This is a genomic window from Bradyrhizobium aeschynomenes, assembly GCF_013178945.1.
In the GTDB taxonomy this organism is placed as follows: Bacteria; Pseudomonadota; Alphaproteobacteria; order Rhizobiales; family Xanthobacteraceae; genus Bradyrhizobium; species Bradyrhizobium aeschynomenes.
Genome location: NZ_JABFDM010000001.1, coordinates 379,703 through 395,198, shown reverse-complemented (window position 1 = coordinate 395,198; position 15,496 = coordinate 379,703). Strand labels below are relative to the sequence as shown.

Genomic DNA, 15,496 nt, shown 5'->3' with positions numbered 1-15,496 from the left:
GGTCGGGTCGATCGATAGAATCCGATCCATCGGGATCGCTGCGGACGTCCTCACGTCCCCCGGCTACGCCGCCAGTGCGCCGTCCTCATCGACGGCCTCCGCGTAAAACGCGATCGTCTCGTAACGGTAGTCGCAGAGGCGGCAGTGCCAGAGATAGGCGGTGCGACGGCCATCCTTCTCGACCCAGGACGGCAGCGCGATCGGCTCGCCGCATTGGGCACAGGGATTGTTGCGCGGCAGGTCCACGACGCGGACGGTGGATTGCATCGCAACGACGTCGCGCGGATGAATGTCGGTTGCCTTCAAGGCCATGACGCGCTCCCTCTCTGTTCATGTCGTGAATGAGTCAGGCATGCTGTCGAACTAACAGCGTTATCATAGCTGCGGGGCGACCGATTTGCACGCGCCCGGATGCCGCGCGACATCCGACCTCACGGAGATGGGATGGACATTCCGCCGGCGACGAGCGGCGAACCGACCCAAATTCAGATCGCGGCCCAAGCCTTCATCCTCAACGAATCTCCATCGGACTGAGAGCTTCGGCTCCGTTCGTCGACAAGGCCCGCTAGGGTCCCGCAATGTCGCCGCGGAGGGCGGCAGCGGGCACAGGCAAGCCGGCATTTCCACCGGACTGCACGGACCCTTCGCCCCAATTTTGCCACATTATCGCCCGGCGTTCGCACCAATTACGGTGCGTAAAGTGTAAATGCGTGCCGGGGGGCTGCTTGGCATGCGCATGGTTCCCGGGGGATCCTGACACATGAAACGACTCGTGCTGACGGCCTGCATCGCGGGCTTCACGATGGCTGGTCACCTGCCGTCCGTCATGGCGGCCGAGGATGCGAGCGCGGCGTCGGACGCCAAGGCGAGGTCCGGCAAGATCAAGCTGGCGCATGTCCGCTCCGAGGGAATCAAGCAGCTGGCGGCGCGCAGCGCCGTGACCAAGGCCGCCCGAGAGGTCGAGGCGATCGAGGCCGTGAGCGGAGCCGACAGCTCCCGCCCCATGGATGCCATTGCCGCAGCGCCGGCAGAGGCCGATGCCGTTCCGGCTGAAGCGCCCGCGGCCGAGCCGCGCGACACCGAGCGCAAGGCGGCAGACGCCAAGCCCAAGCCCATGAACACCGGCCATCCGCATATCGATGCGCTGGTCGCCGTGCACGCGGCCGCCAACAACGTTCCCGAGGCCCTGATTCATCGCGTGATCGTGCGCGAGAGCAAGTACCAGCCGAACCTGGTCGGACGCTGCGGCTGCATCGGCCTGATGCAGATCAAGCTCGGCACCGCGCGCGGCCTCGGCTACACCGGCGACGCGCAGGGCCTGCACGATCCGAACACCAACCTCACCTATGGCGTGCGCTACCTCGCCGGCGCCTATCGCGCCGCCCGCGGCGACCACGATCGTGCCGTGGCCTATTTCGCCAAGGGCTATTATGAGGAGGCCAAGCGGCAGCGCGTCGCCGACGCCCGGCCCGCCGGCCGCTCCGAGCGCGTCAGCGCCCCGCTCGACATCACGCCGAAGATTGCAACCGGCCGCCACGCCCGGGCGCACTGATCGCATTTGGTTCCTACCCGGTCCCGACCGTCTTTCCGTGACACTCCGTTGACACGGGGCCGTATCGGTCTATTTTAAGCGCGTTCCGAGGGGAGCTCCGAGGGGGAGCTGAGATACCGCACGTGATGCGGTGACCCTTTGAACCTGATCCGGGTCATGCCGGCGAAGGGACAGGGATGCAGCAGACCACCACGCGCGGGGATCTCCCCGTATCCATCATCGGTGCAGGCATCGCGGGTGCCTGGCAAGCCTTGCTGCTGGCGCGCGCCGGCCGCGACGTCACGCTGCACGAGCGCAGCGACGCCGATCTGATGCTCTCCACCAGCCATTGGGCCGGCGGCATGCTCGCGCCCTATTGCGAGAGCGAGATCTCCGAGCCCGTCATCAGCCGCCTCGGCCTGGCCTCGCTGGACATCTGGCGGCGCGAGCTGCCGGAGACCCCGTTCAACGGCTCGCTGGTGATCGCGCATGCCCGCGACCGCGCCGATTACGACCGCTTCGCCCGCCGTACCTCGGGCTATCAGCGCCTCGATGCGGCCGCTCTCGCGGAGCTGGAGCCGTCGCTGGAGGGGCGCTTCCGCGAAGGCCTGTTCTATCCGGCCGAGGGCCATGTCGAGCCGCGCCGCGTGTTGCCGAAGCTGCACCAGCGCATCATGGAGGCCGGCGGCCGAGTGCTGTTCAACAGCGACGTCAAGGCCAGCGATCTCGACGGCCTGGTCATCGACTGCCGCGGCCTCGAGGCACGCGATGCCGAGCCGGAGCTGCGCGGCGTCAAGGGCGAGATGATCCTGATCGAAACGTCCGAGGTGAGCCTCGCACGCCCCGTGCGGCTGATGCATCCGCGCTTTCCGCTGTATCTGATCCCGCGCGAGGATAATCTGTTCATGCTCGGCGCGACCTCGCTCGAGGCCGAGGACACCGGCGTCTCCTTGCGCTCGGCGCTGGAGCTGCTGGGCGCCGCGTACTCCGTGCATCCCGCATTCGGCGAGGCGCGCATCCTCGAATTCGGCTCGGGGCTGCGCCCGGCCTATCCCGACAACCTGCCGCGCATCACGATCAGGGGCGAGCGCGAGATCCGCGTCAACGGCCTCTACCGCCACGGCTTCCTGATCGCGCCGGCGCTGGCGCAGGCGACCTTGAACTACGTCGCGCACGGCCAGATCGACAATGAGGTGATGCGATGCGCGTGACCGTCAATGGCGAAGCCCGCGACATCAGCGCCACATCCGTGGCCGCGCTGCTGTCCGAGCTCGACTACGAAGGCACCCATTTCGCGATCGCGCTGAACTACGACGTCGTGCCGAAGAGCCGCTGGTCCGAGACCGTGCTCAAGGCCGGCGACGAGATCGAGATCATCACGCCCCGGCAGGGAGGGTGACGATGCTGATGGAGCACGCGCTCTCACCTCGCCCTCCGCTGTCGTCCCGGCGAACGCCGGGACCCATAGCCACCGTCGGCCGTGATGGCACTCGGTATCTCCCCGTGTGCCTCAATGTGAGATCACGCGGTGTGGGTCCCGGCGTTCGCCGGGACGACGTGGAGAGACAGTATTCGCCACACCCAAAGCTGTCATCGCCCGGCTTGACCGGGCGATCCAGTACGCCGCGGCCGCTCGGCTCAACCGCACTGCCTCTGGAATACTGGCTCCCCGCTGTCGCGGGGATGACAGTGTCATTCGGGGAGAGAGCTTTCCCATGCTGAAATTCTACGACAAGACCGTCACCTCCCGCCTCCTCATCGGCACCGCGCTGTATCCCTCGCCCGCGATCATGCAGGACGCGATCCGCGCCTCCGGCGCCGAGATCGTCACGGTGTCGCTGCGGCGCGAGGCCGCCGGCGGCAAGACCGGAGATGCGTTCTGGAAGCTGATCAACGAGCTGAACGTGACGGTGCTGCCGAACACCGCCGGCTGCCGCAGCGTGCGCGAGGCGGTCACCACCGCGAAGCTCGCACGCGAGTTGTTCGGCACGAGCTGGATCAAGCTTGAGGTGATCGGCGACAACGACACCCTGCAGCCCGACGTGGTCGGTCTGGTCGAGGCGGCCACCATCCTGGTCAAGGACGGCTTCGAGGTCTTCCCCTATTGCACCGAGGACCTCACGGTGGCGACGCGCCTGGTCGATGCCGGCTGCAAGGTGGTGATGCCCTGGGCCGCGCCGATCGGCAGCGCCAAAGGCATCATCAACCGCGATGCGCTGAAGCTGCTGCGCGACCGCCTGCCGGATATCACACTGGTCGTCGACGCCGGCCTCGGTGCGCCATCGCATGCCGCAGAGGCGCTGGAGCTCGGCTACGACGCCGTGCTGCTCAACACGGCGATCGCCAAGGCCGCGGACCCGATCGCGATGGCGCGCGCCTTCCGGCTGGGCTGTGAGGCCGGCCGCACCGCCTACGAGGCCGGGCTGATGGACGCCCGCGATTTCGCCTCGCCCTCCACCCCTGTCGTTGGGACCCCGTTCTGGCATGCCGTATCCTGATCGTTTCTATCCCGTCGTCGACAGCCTCGCCTGGGTCGAGCGCCTGACCAAACTCGGCGTCGGCACCGTGCAACTGCGCGCGAAAAATCTCGACGACGGCCAGGCGCTGCAGATCGTCACCGACGCGTTGGCGATCACCAAGGGCACGGCGACGAAGCTGATCGTCAACGACTACTGGCGCGCCGCTGTCGTCGCAGGCGCCGAGCACGTGCATCTCGGCCAGGAGGATCTGGCGGAGGCCGACGTCAAGGCGATCAAGGACGCCGGCCTGACGCTCGGGCTGTCGACACACGACGACGCCGAGCTGGAAACCGCGCTCGCCGCCGAGCCCGACTACGTCGCGCTCGGCCCGATCTTCCCGACGACCCTGAAGGCGATGCGCTTCGCGCCGCAGGGCATCCCGAAGATCACCGTATGGAAGCAGCGCGTCGGCACCATCCCGCTGGTCGCCATCGGCGGCATCAAGCTGGAGCAGGCCGCGGAGATTTTTGCTGCCGGCGCTGATTCCATCGCGGTCGTCAGCGACGTTACGCAGAACCCCGACCCCGACGCCCGCGTCCGCGCCTGGCTCGATGCCACCAAGGAGCCTGCGTGATGCGCACCGCTTTTGCGAATGCGTCCGAGAGTGATTGGACGCCGCTCCCTCCCCAAACGAGGTCGTTCCCTCCCCCCTTGTGGGGGAGGGCCAGGGAGGGGGGTGGCTCCGGGGTCGGTGGGTGTGGCTTACCCCCCTCCCCAACCCTCCCCCACAAGGGGGGAGGGAGTCTGAACAGTCTGCGCCCCTCACGATCGCAACTCATCTCCGCTCTTAGCTCCGTGCAGGCATCAAGCCGGCGTGAAGCTCAACTCTCTCCACCGTCATTGCGAGCGAAGCGACGCAATCCAGGGCCGCGGGTGCTGCCCTGGATTGCTTCGTCGCTCACGCTCCTCGCAATGACGTCCCCCATTCACTCCGACAACAACAATTGAGAAGGAGGATCCCATGAACATCCGCTCCAATCCCGACACCACCCTGCCCGCCGTCACCACCGGCCCGCTGCCGTCCTCGCGCAAGATCTACGCGACCCCCGACGCCGCGCCCGATCTGCGCGTGCCGCTGCGCGAGATCATCCTGTCGGAAGCGGCCAGTGAGCCGAACCTGCCGGTCTACGACACCTCGGGCCCCTACACCGATCCGTCCGTGACGATCGACGTCAACGCCGGCCTGCCGCGCAACCGCACCGCCTGGGTCAAGGAGCGCGGCGGCGTCGAGGAATATGTCGGCCGCGACATCAAGCCGGAGGACAACGGCAATGTCGGCGCCGACAAGGCGGCGAAGGCGTTCACCGCGCATCACAAGCCGCTGCGCGGCCTCGACGGCCACAAGATCACCCAGCTCGAATTCGCCCGCGCCGGCATCGTCACCAAGGAGATGATCTACGTCGCCGAGCGCGAAAATCTCGGCCGCAAGGTCCAGCTCGAACGCGCCGAGGCCGCACTCGCCGATGGCGAGAGCTTTGGCGCGTCCGTGCCCGCCTTCATCACCCCGGAGTTCGTGCGCGACGAGATCGCGCGCGGCCGCGCCATCATCCCCTGCAACATCAACCATGCCGAGCTGGAGCCGATGATCATCGGCCGCAACTTCCTCACCAAGATCAACGCCAATATCGGCAACTCGGCGGTGACGTCGTCGGTCGAGGAGGAAGTGGACAAGATGGTGTGGGCGATCCGCTGGGGCGCCGACACCGTGATGGATCTCTCCACCGGCCGCAACATCCACACGACGCGGGAATGGATCCTGCGCAACTCGCCGGTGCCGATCGGCACCGTGCCGATCTACCAGGCGCTGGAGAAGTGCAACGGCGATCCGGTCGCGCTGACCTGGGAGCTCTACAAGGACACCCTGATCGAGCAGTGCGAACAGGGCGTCGACTACTTCACCATCCATGCCGGCGTGCGGCTGCAATACATCCACCTCACCGCGTCGCGCGTCACCGGCATCGTCAGCCGCGGCGGCTCGATCATGGCGAAGTGGTGCCTTGCGCATCACAAGGAGAGCTTCCTCTACACCCATTTCGACGAGATCTGCGACATCATGCGCAAGTATGACGTCTCGTTCTCGCTGGGCGACGGCCTGCGCCCCGGCTCCATCGCCGACGCCAACGACCGCGCCCAGTTCGCCGAGCTGGAGACCCTGGGCGAGCTCACCAAGATCGCCTGGGACAAGGGCTGCCAGGTCATGATCGAGGGCCCCGGCCACGTGCCGATGCACAAGATCAAGATCAACATGGACAAGCAGCTCAAGGAGTGCGGCGAGGCGCCGTTCTATACGCTCGGGCCGCTGACCACCGACATCGCGCCGGGCTACGACCACATCACCTCGGGCATCGGTGCTGCCATGATCGGCTGGTTCGGCTGCGCGATGCTGTGCTACGTGACGCCGAAGGAACATCTCGGCCTCCCGGATCGCAACGACGTCAAGACCGGCGTCATCACCTACAAGATCGCCGCCCACGCCGCCGACCTCGCCAAGGGCCATCCCGCAGCCCAGCTCCGCGACGACGCCCTCTCCCGCGCCCGCTTCGAGTTCCGCTGGACCGACCAATTCAACCTCGGCCTCGACCCGGACACCGCCAAGAGCTTCCACGACGAGACCCTGCCGAAGGAAGCCCACAAGGTCGCGCATTTCTGCTCGATGTGCGGCCCGAAATTCTGCTCGATGAAGATCACCCAGGACGTCCGCGACTACGCCGCCACGCTCAATGATCCCGCGACGGTCGGCATGACGATCAGCGGCACCATCGAGGACGGCATGGCCCAGATGAGCGCCAAGTTCAAGGAAATGGGCGGCAGCGTGTATCTCGACGCGGAGAAGGTGAAGGAGAGCAACAAGGCGTTGTCCTGACGACGCCCGCTCCGCTCCCACCATCGTCATGGCCGGGCTTGACCCGGCCATCCATCAAAGCCGGGCGCAAGCCCGGCTTTTTGGTTTGATGAAGTTCCGATAAAATTCAATCATAATCTGAAGCACGACTCCCGTCTCTCACCTAGAGAATGGCTTTCGGTACAATCAAAATGGACCGATTCGCTGCCATGCGAAGCTGGCAATACAAGCCACACGAGCTCCACCTATGACTCTGGACATCCTCAAGTCGGCACTTGAAAACGCGTCGAGATTGATTCAGCCCGGCCAGCCGCACTATCCCAGCCTGTTAAAAGGCGGATTCCCGATGCCCTACTTTGAGAGCTTTTTGACGGAACCTATCGCGATAGCAATGGATCAGCTCCCGCAACTGACAGCACTGTTTAATAGAAACTTGAATACAACTACTTCAAGCAGCAGAGTTTCAAGCTGGCAACTAGCCACAGCTTCAATTCATCACTTACTTGCAAAACGGCCTGTCGATGCAATTATCGCGGACTTTCTGGATCTGGCAAAGACCTCTGTCTGCAACAGTTTGACATACGTAGGAATTTTTGGCGCGGGAGTCACGAAGAAAATAGCGATAAGCGAAGACGTTGCAATCATGCCCGCCGTAGAGGCGCCACCATCTTTGGCACGAGAGATAGTGTTTGGAATCGACCGTTGGGGCCAAGCTATCGTCAAGATGGGCGAACTTCCGACCCCAAAACCCAACTTGTGCGCACTTCTTTCTAACAATGTTGAAATCTTCGATGGCTCCATAGAAAGTAACATCCGGACATCGCAAAACGCCGGAGAAAAAATAACCGCCCTCCTTCGCGCGCTAACTTTGTCTAGCGGTTGTCCCTTTAGCTGCGGATGGCAAATATCTTGGCTTGATCATCCCGCCATTCCTTATGAAGGCATGGGCGGCTACGGAGCGGGCGGAACGTTTGAGGAAACACCCAAACCTCGGGTTGAAACTTGCTCGCCCGTCGATGCGCATTTGGCCAGCGAAGTTTACAGATCGGCACTGTCCCTACCCTCAAACATCAAAACACCAACCGAACTTGCTATAGATCGACTCCGACGATCGCGAGTTCATACTCCATCGGCAGATACGGCGCTCGATCTGGGTATCGCAGGCGAGATTGTCCTTTTGCACGGACCTCCAGTTAAGAAGCATATCAGTCGGCGATATTCTGAACGTGGCGCTTATCTCATAGCTACGGATCCCGCCGACAGAAAAGAGAAATACAAAGCGTTTCGCGCCATGTACGACGCCAGATCAAGCGCCGCTCACACTGGCAGGATAAACGCCGCGCAACAATCCCGACTGGAGGAATTCGATCAGCTATGTCGCTTGGCAATTCTCAAGGTTATTGATCTCGGCGGCTATCCAAATTGGAGAAGCCTAAATCTCTGAATATAGTGATAGCAGCGACACAACGAAGTCGCAGTGTGAATTGATCAACTAGCAGCCCGAGGCTCCATGCCCATCCACCACATCCCCTCCCCACCGCACATCAAAGCCCCGCCGCTCTCCTTCGGCACCCGGATCGGCGACCTCCTCTTCATCTCCAGCATTCCCGGCTTCGATGCCGACGGCAACCTGCCCGATGAGTTCGAGGCGCAGTTCGCCAATGTCGTGACCAACTTCACGCGCGTGCTGACCGAGGGCGGCGCCGGCCTTCGCGATCTCGTCAAGGTCAACGTGCTGCTGACGCGCGCGGCCGATGTGGCGGCGACGAACCGGCTCTATGCCGCGGCGTTCGGGCCGGCGCCGTATCCGGCGCGGACGACGTGCGTGGTGGTGGCGTTGCCGGATCCGAAGATGCTGATCGAGATCGAGGGGGTGGCGGCGGTGGGGAAGGCGTAGCGGAGTGCCACAGGCTAACTGCTGCCTCTAGCTACTTGCGCGGTGCGCGTGACTGCGCCCTCGCCCCTTGCGGGAGAGGGCATGTAGGACAGCGCGGCGGGCTCGGTTGGGTGAGGGGTATGCTTCGGCGAGTCGCGCTCGCGGAGAGAGACCCCTCACCCAACCGAGGGTGCTGAGAGGCCCTACATGCCCTCTCCCGCAACGGGCGAGGGCGCTGTATCGGGCAGCGTTGCGCTCGGCAGCATTTTTTGGGCCTCTATCTGACTGCTGTGCTTGCGGCTTGCTGGTGAGCACGCTGCCGCCTGCGGCCTACGGCTTTGTCCGCCTGACAGCGCGCGTCCCGTGGCGGACCATTGCGTGGCTTGGGGCCGCCCAAAACTGCGCACGTCTGCCCATTCCCGCTGCAACCCTGCGTCGTCCTGCCCCACACGGCTCTATTTCTCCTCTTGCGCCACATTTAATTTTTAAATATTATAAAATAATCCGAAACATTATATCCGAAAATCTCCCGATTAATGTTTTATCTTTGGCCGATCCACGCCCTGCCCGGTCTCCTGCGCGATGCCGCCGTGTCGCTCCGTGACGCCATCCGCGATGCCTTCCGGGCGCAGGTCTATCCGCTCGGCTACGTGCCCTCGCATGACGGCATGCGCGGGCTGATGACCCTGGGGGTGGTGACGGCGCATGTGTCGCATACGCTGGTGCCGGGCGCGGTGCTGTATATCGACCTGTTCTTCGTCGCCAGCGCCTATTACATCACCGGGCTGCTGCTGCGGGACATCGACAAGCACGGCCAGATCCGCTTCCGCCAGTTCTACGCCCGGCGCTTCGCGCGGATCGTGCCGCCGCTGCTGCTGATGCTCGGCGCCTATCTGCTGTTCACCTGGCTGCTGCGGCCGCCGTTCCTGCCGGCGCTGGAGCGCGCCGCGATCGCGCTCGGCTACATCGCCAACTACTGGTACGTGTTCGATCCCAAGACGATCGAGGACATCGGTCACACCTGGACCTTGTCGACCGAGGAGCAGTTCTATCTGCTGTGGCCGCTGACCTTCGCCCTGCTGGTGAAACGCTTCGGCGTGACCTGGCGGCTGGTCGGCGCGATCTGCGCCATTGCGGCGGCGATCTGGGCATGGCGCGTATCGCTGGTGCTCGGCGGCGCGGAGTGGCGGCGGCTCTACACCGCGTTCGACACCCGCGCCGACGCGCTGATGGCGGGATGCGCGATGGCCGTCGTGCTGCGGCTGGTGCCGCCGGGCGCCTTTCCCGCGCTCGACCGGCTGTGGCCGAAGCTGGCCTGGCCGCTGCTGCTCTATTGGGGCACGGTCACCTTCGTGTTCTGGGCGGCGGACGGGCCGAGCATGAACTACTATCTGTTCGGCAGCATGGTGTGCGGCGTGCTGCCCGGCATCCTCGTGCTGACCATGCTGGCGCGCAGCCACGGCACGATCCTCCACCGCATCTTCGAGATGCCGGTCGCGATCTTCCTCGGCCGGATCTTCTACGGCATCTATCTCTGGCACCTGCCGATCCTCAACTTCCTCGACAGCTACGGGCTGTGGTGGCCGCTGCGGCTGCTGGTCGGACTGCCGCTGTCGATCATCGCCGCGACGTTGTCCTACGCCCTGCTGGAGCGGCACTTTCTGCGGCGCAAGTCGCAAGCCTCGCCGGCCCAGCCAGCAGCCCCCCCGAACACGACCGCCATTCCGGTCCCGGTCGGGGCTTCGCGGTTCAGGCCTGAGCCCATCGGCAATCCGGACCTCGGCTTCGCCTCGCGACAGGCCTCGCAGCCCGACACGGCCAGCGCTCCCGCACGCCATCGCTCGATGGCCGGGCGCTGAGCGCGGCGCGCGGATTTGCCGCATCACGCGGCCGTCAATGCCTTCAAAACGAACGACACCGCCGCGACAAGGCGCCCGACGGCTGGGGCCTGTTTGTTGCCGGAGTTTTCACGATGTCTCGTTTCACCACAATGGCTCTCGCGGGCGCTTGCGCAGTTGCGGCGCTGGTTGCCGCCGCCCCCGCACAAGCCGGCTATTACATCCTTCGCTGGGACAACACCGGCGTCTGCCAGGTCTGGAGCGAGGCGTTCACATTCAGGCCGATCCAATGGCCGTCCCGCTACCAGGTCATCAGCCGTTCCGTGCCGACCTTCAACGACGCCGTCACGCTGCAGGTCAAGCTGCGCCGACAGGGACGGTGCACGCTGTAAACACGACCGGCAAAGCTGCGCTCCGCCGCCTGGGCACGATATCGCCCACTGAGATCACTGACATGGCTGTGAACGGCTGATCCTGGCGCCTTGCCTTGATGGCGCTTTTGTCGCACCACTTCGCTCTGGTTGCCGCCGCCGGCCGCAAGGACCGCGGCGTGCAGCCATGATGCTTTGGGTTGGTTCGTTCCAGGAGATTGACGATGCGTCGCTTGACCTCTCTCGCCGTTGCCGCTGCGGTTGCGGCCGCCTCGATCGCTGCGCCGGCCCTCGCCGCGCCTGCCCCCAAGAGCGGCTACTACGTGATCCGCTGGGACAACACCGGCATCTGCCAGATCTGGAACACCGATTTGCAGTCGAAGCCGGTGGAATGGCCGTCGACGTACAAGATCGTCTCCAAGCCGGTGCCGACCTTCGTCGAGGCCACCAACATCCAGCTCAAGCTGCGCGACGAGCGCCGCTGCTTCCTGTAAGCGGCGTCCGCACGCGCTCGCCCCTGGCGGTCAGGCCGCGGTGACCGCGCTCGGCTGCATTGGCACGAAGCCGGGCAGAGCGGCGATCCGCGCCAGCCATGCCCTGACGTTGGGATAGGGCGTCAATGACACGCCGCCCTCGGGCGCGTGCGCGGTGTAGCTGTAGAGCGCGACGTCGGCGATGGTCGGCGTCGTGCCGGCGAGGAACGGGCGAACGCTGAGCTCGCGCTCCATCACCGCGAACAGATTGTTGGCGATCTGGTGCGCCCGGGCCATGTCGAGCGGGGCCCCGAACAATGTCGCCACCCGCGCCGCCGCCGGACCGAACGCCAGCGGACCGGCGGCCGCCGACAGCCAGCGCTGCACCTGCGCCTGCCCCAGCGGATCGCGCGGCCACCAGCGGCCGGAGCTGTCGTAGCGGCCGGCGAGATAGACCAGGATCGCGTTGGAATCGGGGATCACGGCGTCGCCGTCGACCAGCACCGGCACCTGGCCGAACGGATTGAGCGCCAGGAAATCCGGCCGCTTGTGCGCGCCGCCCTTGAGATCGACGTCGATGAGCTCGCACGGCAGCGCGAGCAGGCTCAGCATCAGCCGCGCGCGATGCGCGTGGCCCGACAAGGCGAAGTGGTAGAGGCGGCGTTGCGACATCAGGTGCTCCCGTTGCTGTGCCGCATGGTCTAAGCCGAGGCCGCCCGATCAACAACGCCGCGCCGCATCAATGGCTTGTTGCAGACAGTGCAACAATGCGACAAGCGCGCGATGGACCGCCTGCCCGACCAGCTCCAGCCCGGCCTGCGCCTCGTCTTCGTCGGCACCGCCGCCAGCGAGCGCTCGGCCGCGACCGGCCACTATTATGCGCATCCCGGCAACCGCTTCTGGCGCACGCTGCATGACGTCGGCCTGACGCCGCGGCTGTATCAGCCGGCGGAGTTTCCGGCGCTGCTGTCGCTCGGCATCGGCTTCACCGATCTGTGCAAGCTGGGCGCGGGGATGGACCATGTCGCGCTGAAAGCGGGCGTCGACGTCGCGGGCTTCATCGCGAAGATCCGGCACTATCGGCCGGCGACGATCGCCTTCACCAGCAAGAAGGCTGCGAGCCTGTTCTACGGCAGACCGACGATCGCCATCACGCTGGGGCGCCAACCGGAGCATGCGGATTTCCCGACGGTGTTCGTGCTCGCGTCACCGTCCGGGGCGGCATCGGGGGCGTGGACGTTGCAGCCGTGGCGGGAGCTGGCGGTGCATGTCGGTCAGCGGTGATGCGAGCGAGTGTCGCCTGATGCCGAGGGCGATGACTAGCAAACATCATGATCATTGCGACAGGGATGAGCTGAAACCGACGAGAACAATGCGGATGATTGCATCTTTCCCACCCCGCCCGACGGGCAATCGTCGCATATACCCCATGCACGAACTGCCCGTCGTGTTGGTTTGTCGCAGCCATCAGCGCTTGTCATGTCGGGCAAATCAGGACGATGTTCTCGCGCAACCCGCCTCATGCAGAGGGACGTACGCGTCGTCACGATACGTGGAGGTGGGCCGCGGTGGACGTGAGGGCTGCGCCGGACGAGCGCCGGCCGTCACGTACGGCGAAGTCGTGATGTCCTGATACCCCGACGCTGGTATCACGCAGGCGCTCATGCGAAAGCTTGGCGCGTGCCATGGTGGCCAACAAGCCGGCGCACCAGGGAGACCACGTATAAGCCGTCAGACCATGCGCGCAGGGAAGGCCGGGATGTCTCCGCCGAACCTGTGGTTCTGCCGCGTGCTTCTTGTTGCACGCGGACCATGGGAGCGGCGAGCTCCCGGCCTTCCCTGCCCCTCTCGAATTTCGATGGGGCTCTCACGATGCATCCCTCGCGCACGAGGTGCGGCGAGAACGCGGTTTCATGAAAGGTGGAGTGGTGGAGAGCAAGATGCACGACAAGGGTGGATGCTTGCGACCATCACAACTGTCATCGCCCGGCTTGACCGGGCGATCCAGTCTTCCAGAGGCAGCTGCGATCGAGCCGATGAGCCGCGGCGTACTCGATCGCCCGGCCTGACCGGGCGACGACACCGGTTGTTAGTTGCGGCGCCGTTGCTGATGTCAGGCACCTCACCCATGCCGCGACTACCTGATCGTGATCGCCAGTCCCGACAGATCGACATTGGCCAGCAGGCCGATCTGCTCGCCCGACAGCTCGAGCACGGCACCCTTCTGGTTGGTCAGCACGATGCCGCGCACGCCGCGGCCGACCGCAAGGCCGGCGCCGGCAGCGCCGTAGACGCCCTCGACGTCCGAAGGACGCCAGATGTTGCTGACGCGGCCGCGCAGCACCGTGCGCGAGCCGCCGAAGACGAGACCCCAGTCGAGCCCGCCGGTCGACAGCGGATAGGCGCGGCCGTGGAAGTTCAGCACGCCGCTGCCGCCGGAGCCGCCGATGATCCATCCTGCCTTGTAGATGGTCAGCGTGATGAAGCCGCCATCCGCGTGCGCCGTGGCCGGCAGGATGGCGCCCGTCGCGGCCGTCAACGCCACCAACAGACCGCGAAGCAAGGATGCAATTTTCATGGATGAAGTCTCCAGCGAAGTGAATGTGGACTGCGTGAACTTGAGGTCATCCGATGGCCACGCATGCCGATGATGCCCCACCAAGCGAATCGATCGGGCCGAATTTAGCCCTTTGCGCGGCGGCACGCATGCCGCGCCGTCAGTGTGTCGGAAATGCCGCCCTCGCGGGACGGCAATGGAGCCCGGCCGGCACGGCGCGATCGACATGCGGGAGTGGGCCCTCGTCGAGCCGCTCTGCGCAGCGAGGCCAGGGCCAGTGCGGCGCGTCGGCGGCGAATTGGGCCGAGACATCAGCGAAACCAAGGCGATTTCGGGGTATTTGGCCGCAGCGCCATGGCCCGCGGCCGGTGTTAAGGCCCCATTAACCTTGTCCGACCACGGTGATTTACGGGCTGGGTGTTCAGTTGGTCTCGATGTTTTCGCGTCGCTCTCTCGAGTTCAGGCGCGGGCGTTGATCGGGAGGAGTTATGTCGCAAGAGTTGTCAGCCGATTCCGCAAGTCCTTCACTCGTTCCCCTTGCCATGCCACCGTCGCGCTCCGCCGCGGAGGTTCTGCCGCTGTTGATCGGCACGCCCTTGTCCGAGATCGAGCGCGAGCTCATCGTTCAGACCCTGGCGCGCTGCAACGGCAACCGCACCCATGCCGCACGACTGCTCGGCATGCCCGTGCGCACCTTGCGGAACAAGATCCGCATCTACACGGCCGACGGCATCGCGGTGCCGGCCTATTCGGCCTGAACCAATGGCGGCCACGCGATATCCCATCGCGTGGAACTCATCAGGATGCGGCGTCGATTGATGTTGATCAATCGGCCTCGCAGCCCTGCTGCAATTGCTGGCCTCGTCGCGGCTCTGTTAGGCTTCGCCGCGAATCAGAGGTGTGTAGCGGAGTTGCGGTAGTGGCAAAGAATCCGGCCGGACGCGGCCTGCAGGGCCCCGTAGGTCCACGTGGCCCGCAAGGCCAGCCCGGACGGCGCGGACCGGATGGGCAGCGCGGCAAGCCCGGTCCCGACGGCAAGCCCGGCGCGCAAGGCAAGCCGGGACCGCAAGGTCCGCGCGGCGATGCCGGACCGCCCGGCAAGCCGGGGCCGCAGGGCCCGGCCGGACCGCAGGGGCCACAGGGCGAGCCCGGCACGCTGCCGACGATCGATCAGCTGATGCCCTGGCTGGAGCAGATCTTCGCCGCCTATGACGACTACAAGCGCAACAGGGATCGCGAGGCGCAGGAGCGCGACGCGCAATTGATCGCGGTGCGCGACATCTTCGCATCGACCGAGCATGACGAGGCGCTGGAAGAGGCCTTCGAGGACGACGATCCGCACGCGATCGACGTGCCGAAGAAGAAGAAAAAGAAGAAGCACAAGAAAAAGAAGAAGAAGCACGGCAAGCATGCCGGCGACGACCAGGGCGAAGACCACGGCGACGACGACGGGTTCTGAGCGTCGGGTTCTGAGCGTCGCCGCGCTGCC

The 15,496-nt window shown here is 65.1% G+C and carries 17 protein-coding genes and 1 riboswitch; of the genes, 14 read left to right on the top strand and 3 right to left on the bottom strand.

Annotated elements, in window-relative coordinates; genetic code table 11:
* Positions 1-63: 63 nt before the first annotated feature.
* Positions 64-312, bottom strand: coding sequence for a hypothetical protein (locus HL666_RS01755; protein WP_172111084.1), 249 nt, complete (start codon positions 310-312; stop codon positions 64-66).
* Between the two features lie 448 nt (positions 313-760).
* Between HL666_RS01755 and HL666_RS01750 the strand changes: the two genes are divergently transcribed.
* From HL666_RS01750 to HL666_RS01700, 11 genes are all read left to right on the top strand, one after another.
* The gene (locus HL666_RS01750) at positions 761-1,552 is read left to right on the top strand and encodes a lytic transglycosylase domain-containing protein (RefSeq protein WP_172111085.1); all 792 of its coding nucleotides are present in this window, start codon (positions 761-763) and stop codon (positions 1,550-1,552) included.
* 78 nt (positions 1,553-1,630) lie between these two features.
* Positions 1,631-1,741: riboswitch (TPP riboswitch) on the top strand.
* Positions 1,729-2,742 carry an FAD-dependent oxidoreductase gene (locus HL666_RS01745; protein ID WP_172179579.1) on the top strand — a complete coding sequence of 338 codons (1,014 nt, stop codon included), beginning with the start codon at positions 1,729-1,731 and terminating at the stop codon, positions 2,740-2,742. (Overlaps the previous riboswitch by 13 nt.)
* A complete protein-coding gene (gene thiS, locus HL666_RS01740; RefSeq protein WP_172131664.1) occupies positions 2,733-2,930 on the top strand; it encodes a sulfur carrier protein ThiS in 198 nt (65 codons plus the stop codon). Before HL666_RS01745 ends, thiS begins: the two co-directional genes overlap by 10 nt.
* 316 nt (positions 2,931-3,246) lie before the next feature.
* Positions 3,247-4,029, top strand: coding sequence for a thiazole synthase (locus tag HL666_RS01735; RefSeq protein WP_172179578.1), 783 nt, complete (start codon positions 3,247-3,249; stop codon positions 4,027-4,029).
* Positions 4,016-4,624: a thiamine phosphate synthase gene (locus HL666_RS01730; RefSeq protein ID WP_172179577.1), complete on the top strand. Its 609-nt coding sequence runs from the start codon at positions 4,016-4,018 to the stop codon at positions 4,622-4,624. The genes HL666_RS01735 and HL666_RS01730 overlap by 14 nt, the downstream gene beginning before the upstream one ends.
* A gap of 387 nt (positions 4,625-5,011) precedes the next feature.
* The gene (gene thiC / locus HL666_RS01725) at positions 5,012-6,913 is read left to right on the top strand and encodes a phosphomethylpyrimidine synthase ThiC (protein ID WP_172179576.1); all 1,902 of its coding nucleotides are present in this window, start codon (positions 5,012-5,014) and stop codon (positions 6,911-6,913) included.
* 226 nt (positions 6,914-7,139) lie between these two features.
* Positions 7,140-8,336, top strand: a complete 1,197-nt coding sequence (locus tag HL666_RS01720; protein WP_172179575.1) for a HEPN domain-containing protein — start codon at positions 7,140-7,142, stop codon at positions 8,334-8,336.
* A 66-nt stretch (positions 8,337-8,402) separates the two neighbouring features.
* A complete protein-coding gene (locus HL666_RS01715; RefSeq protein ID WP_172179573.1) occupies positions 8,403-8,789 on the top strand; it encodes a RidA family protein in 387 nt (128 codons plus the stop codon).
* A 515-nt stretch (positions 8,790-9,304) separates the two neighbouring features.
* Positions 9,305-10,627 (top strand): acyltransferase family protein, encoded by a 1,323-nt coding sequence (locus HL666_RS01710; protein WP_172179571.1) that lies wholly within the window; start codon positions 9,305-9,307, stop codon positions 10,625-10,627.
* Positions 10,628-10,740: 113 nt separating this feature from the next.
* On the top strand, positions 10,741-10,998 hold the full coding sequence (locus HL666_RS01705) for a hypothetical protein (RefSeq protein ID WP_172111094.1): 258 nt from the start codon (positions 10,741-10,743) through the stop codon (positions 10,996-10,998).
* Between the two features lie 203 nt (positions 10,999-11,201).
* The gene (locus HL666_RS01700; protein WP_172111095.1) at positions 11,202-11,471 is read left to right on the top strand and encodes a hypothetical protein; all 270 of its coding nucleotides are present in this window, start codon (positions 11,202-11,204) and stop codon (positions 11,469-11,471) included.
* Positions 11,472-11,501: 30 nt separating this feature from the next.
* On the opposite strand, the gene HL666_RS01695 is transcribed toward HL666_RS01700, so the two are convergent.
* Positions 11,502-12,122, bottom strand: a complete 621-nt coding sequence (locus HL666_RS01695) for a glutathione S-transferase family protein (protein ID WP_172179569.1) — start codon at positions 12,120-12,122, stop codon at positions 11,502-11,504.
* 111 nt (positions 12,123-12,233) lie between these two features.
* On the opposite strand from HL666_RS01695, the gene HL666_RS01690 reads away from it, so the two are divergent.
* Complete coding sequence (locus HL666_RS01690) at positions 12,234-12,734, top strand: mismatch-specific DNA-glycosylase (RefSeq protein ID WP_172180169.1); 501 nt, start codon at positions 12,234-12,236, stop codon at positions 12,732-12,734.
* Between the two features lie 853 nt (positions 12,735-13,587).
* On the opposite strand, the gene HL666_RS01685 is transcribed toward HL666_RS01690, so the two are convergent.
* On the bottom strand, positions 13,588-14,028 hold the full coding sequence (locus HL666_RS01685) for a hypothetical protein (RefSeq protein ID WP_172111098.1): 441 nt from the start codon (positions 14,026-14,028) through the stop codon (positions 13,588-13,590).
* 467 nt (positions 14,029-14,495) lie between these two features.
* Between HL666_RS01685 and HL666_RS01680 the strand changes: the two genes are divergently transcribed.
* Positions 14,496-14,765, top strand: coding sequence for a helix-turn-helix domain-containing protein (locus HL666_RS01680; protein WP_172179567.1), 270 nt, complete (start codon positions 14,496-14,498; stop codon positions 14,763-14,765).
* Between the two features lie 161 nt (positions 14,766-14,926).
* Entirely contained in the window at positions 14,927-15,466 is a 540-nt protein-coding gene (locus tag HL666_RS01675) for a collagen-like protein (protein WP_172179565.1), read from the top strand.
* Positions 15,467-15,496 lie beyond the last annotated feature (30 nt).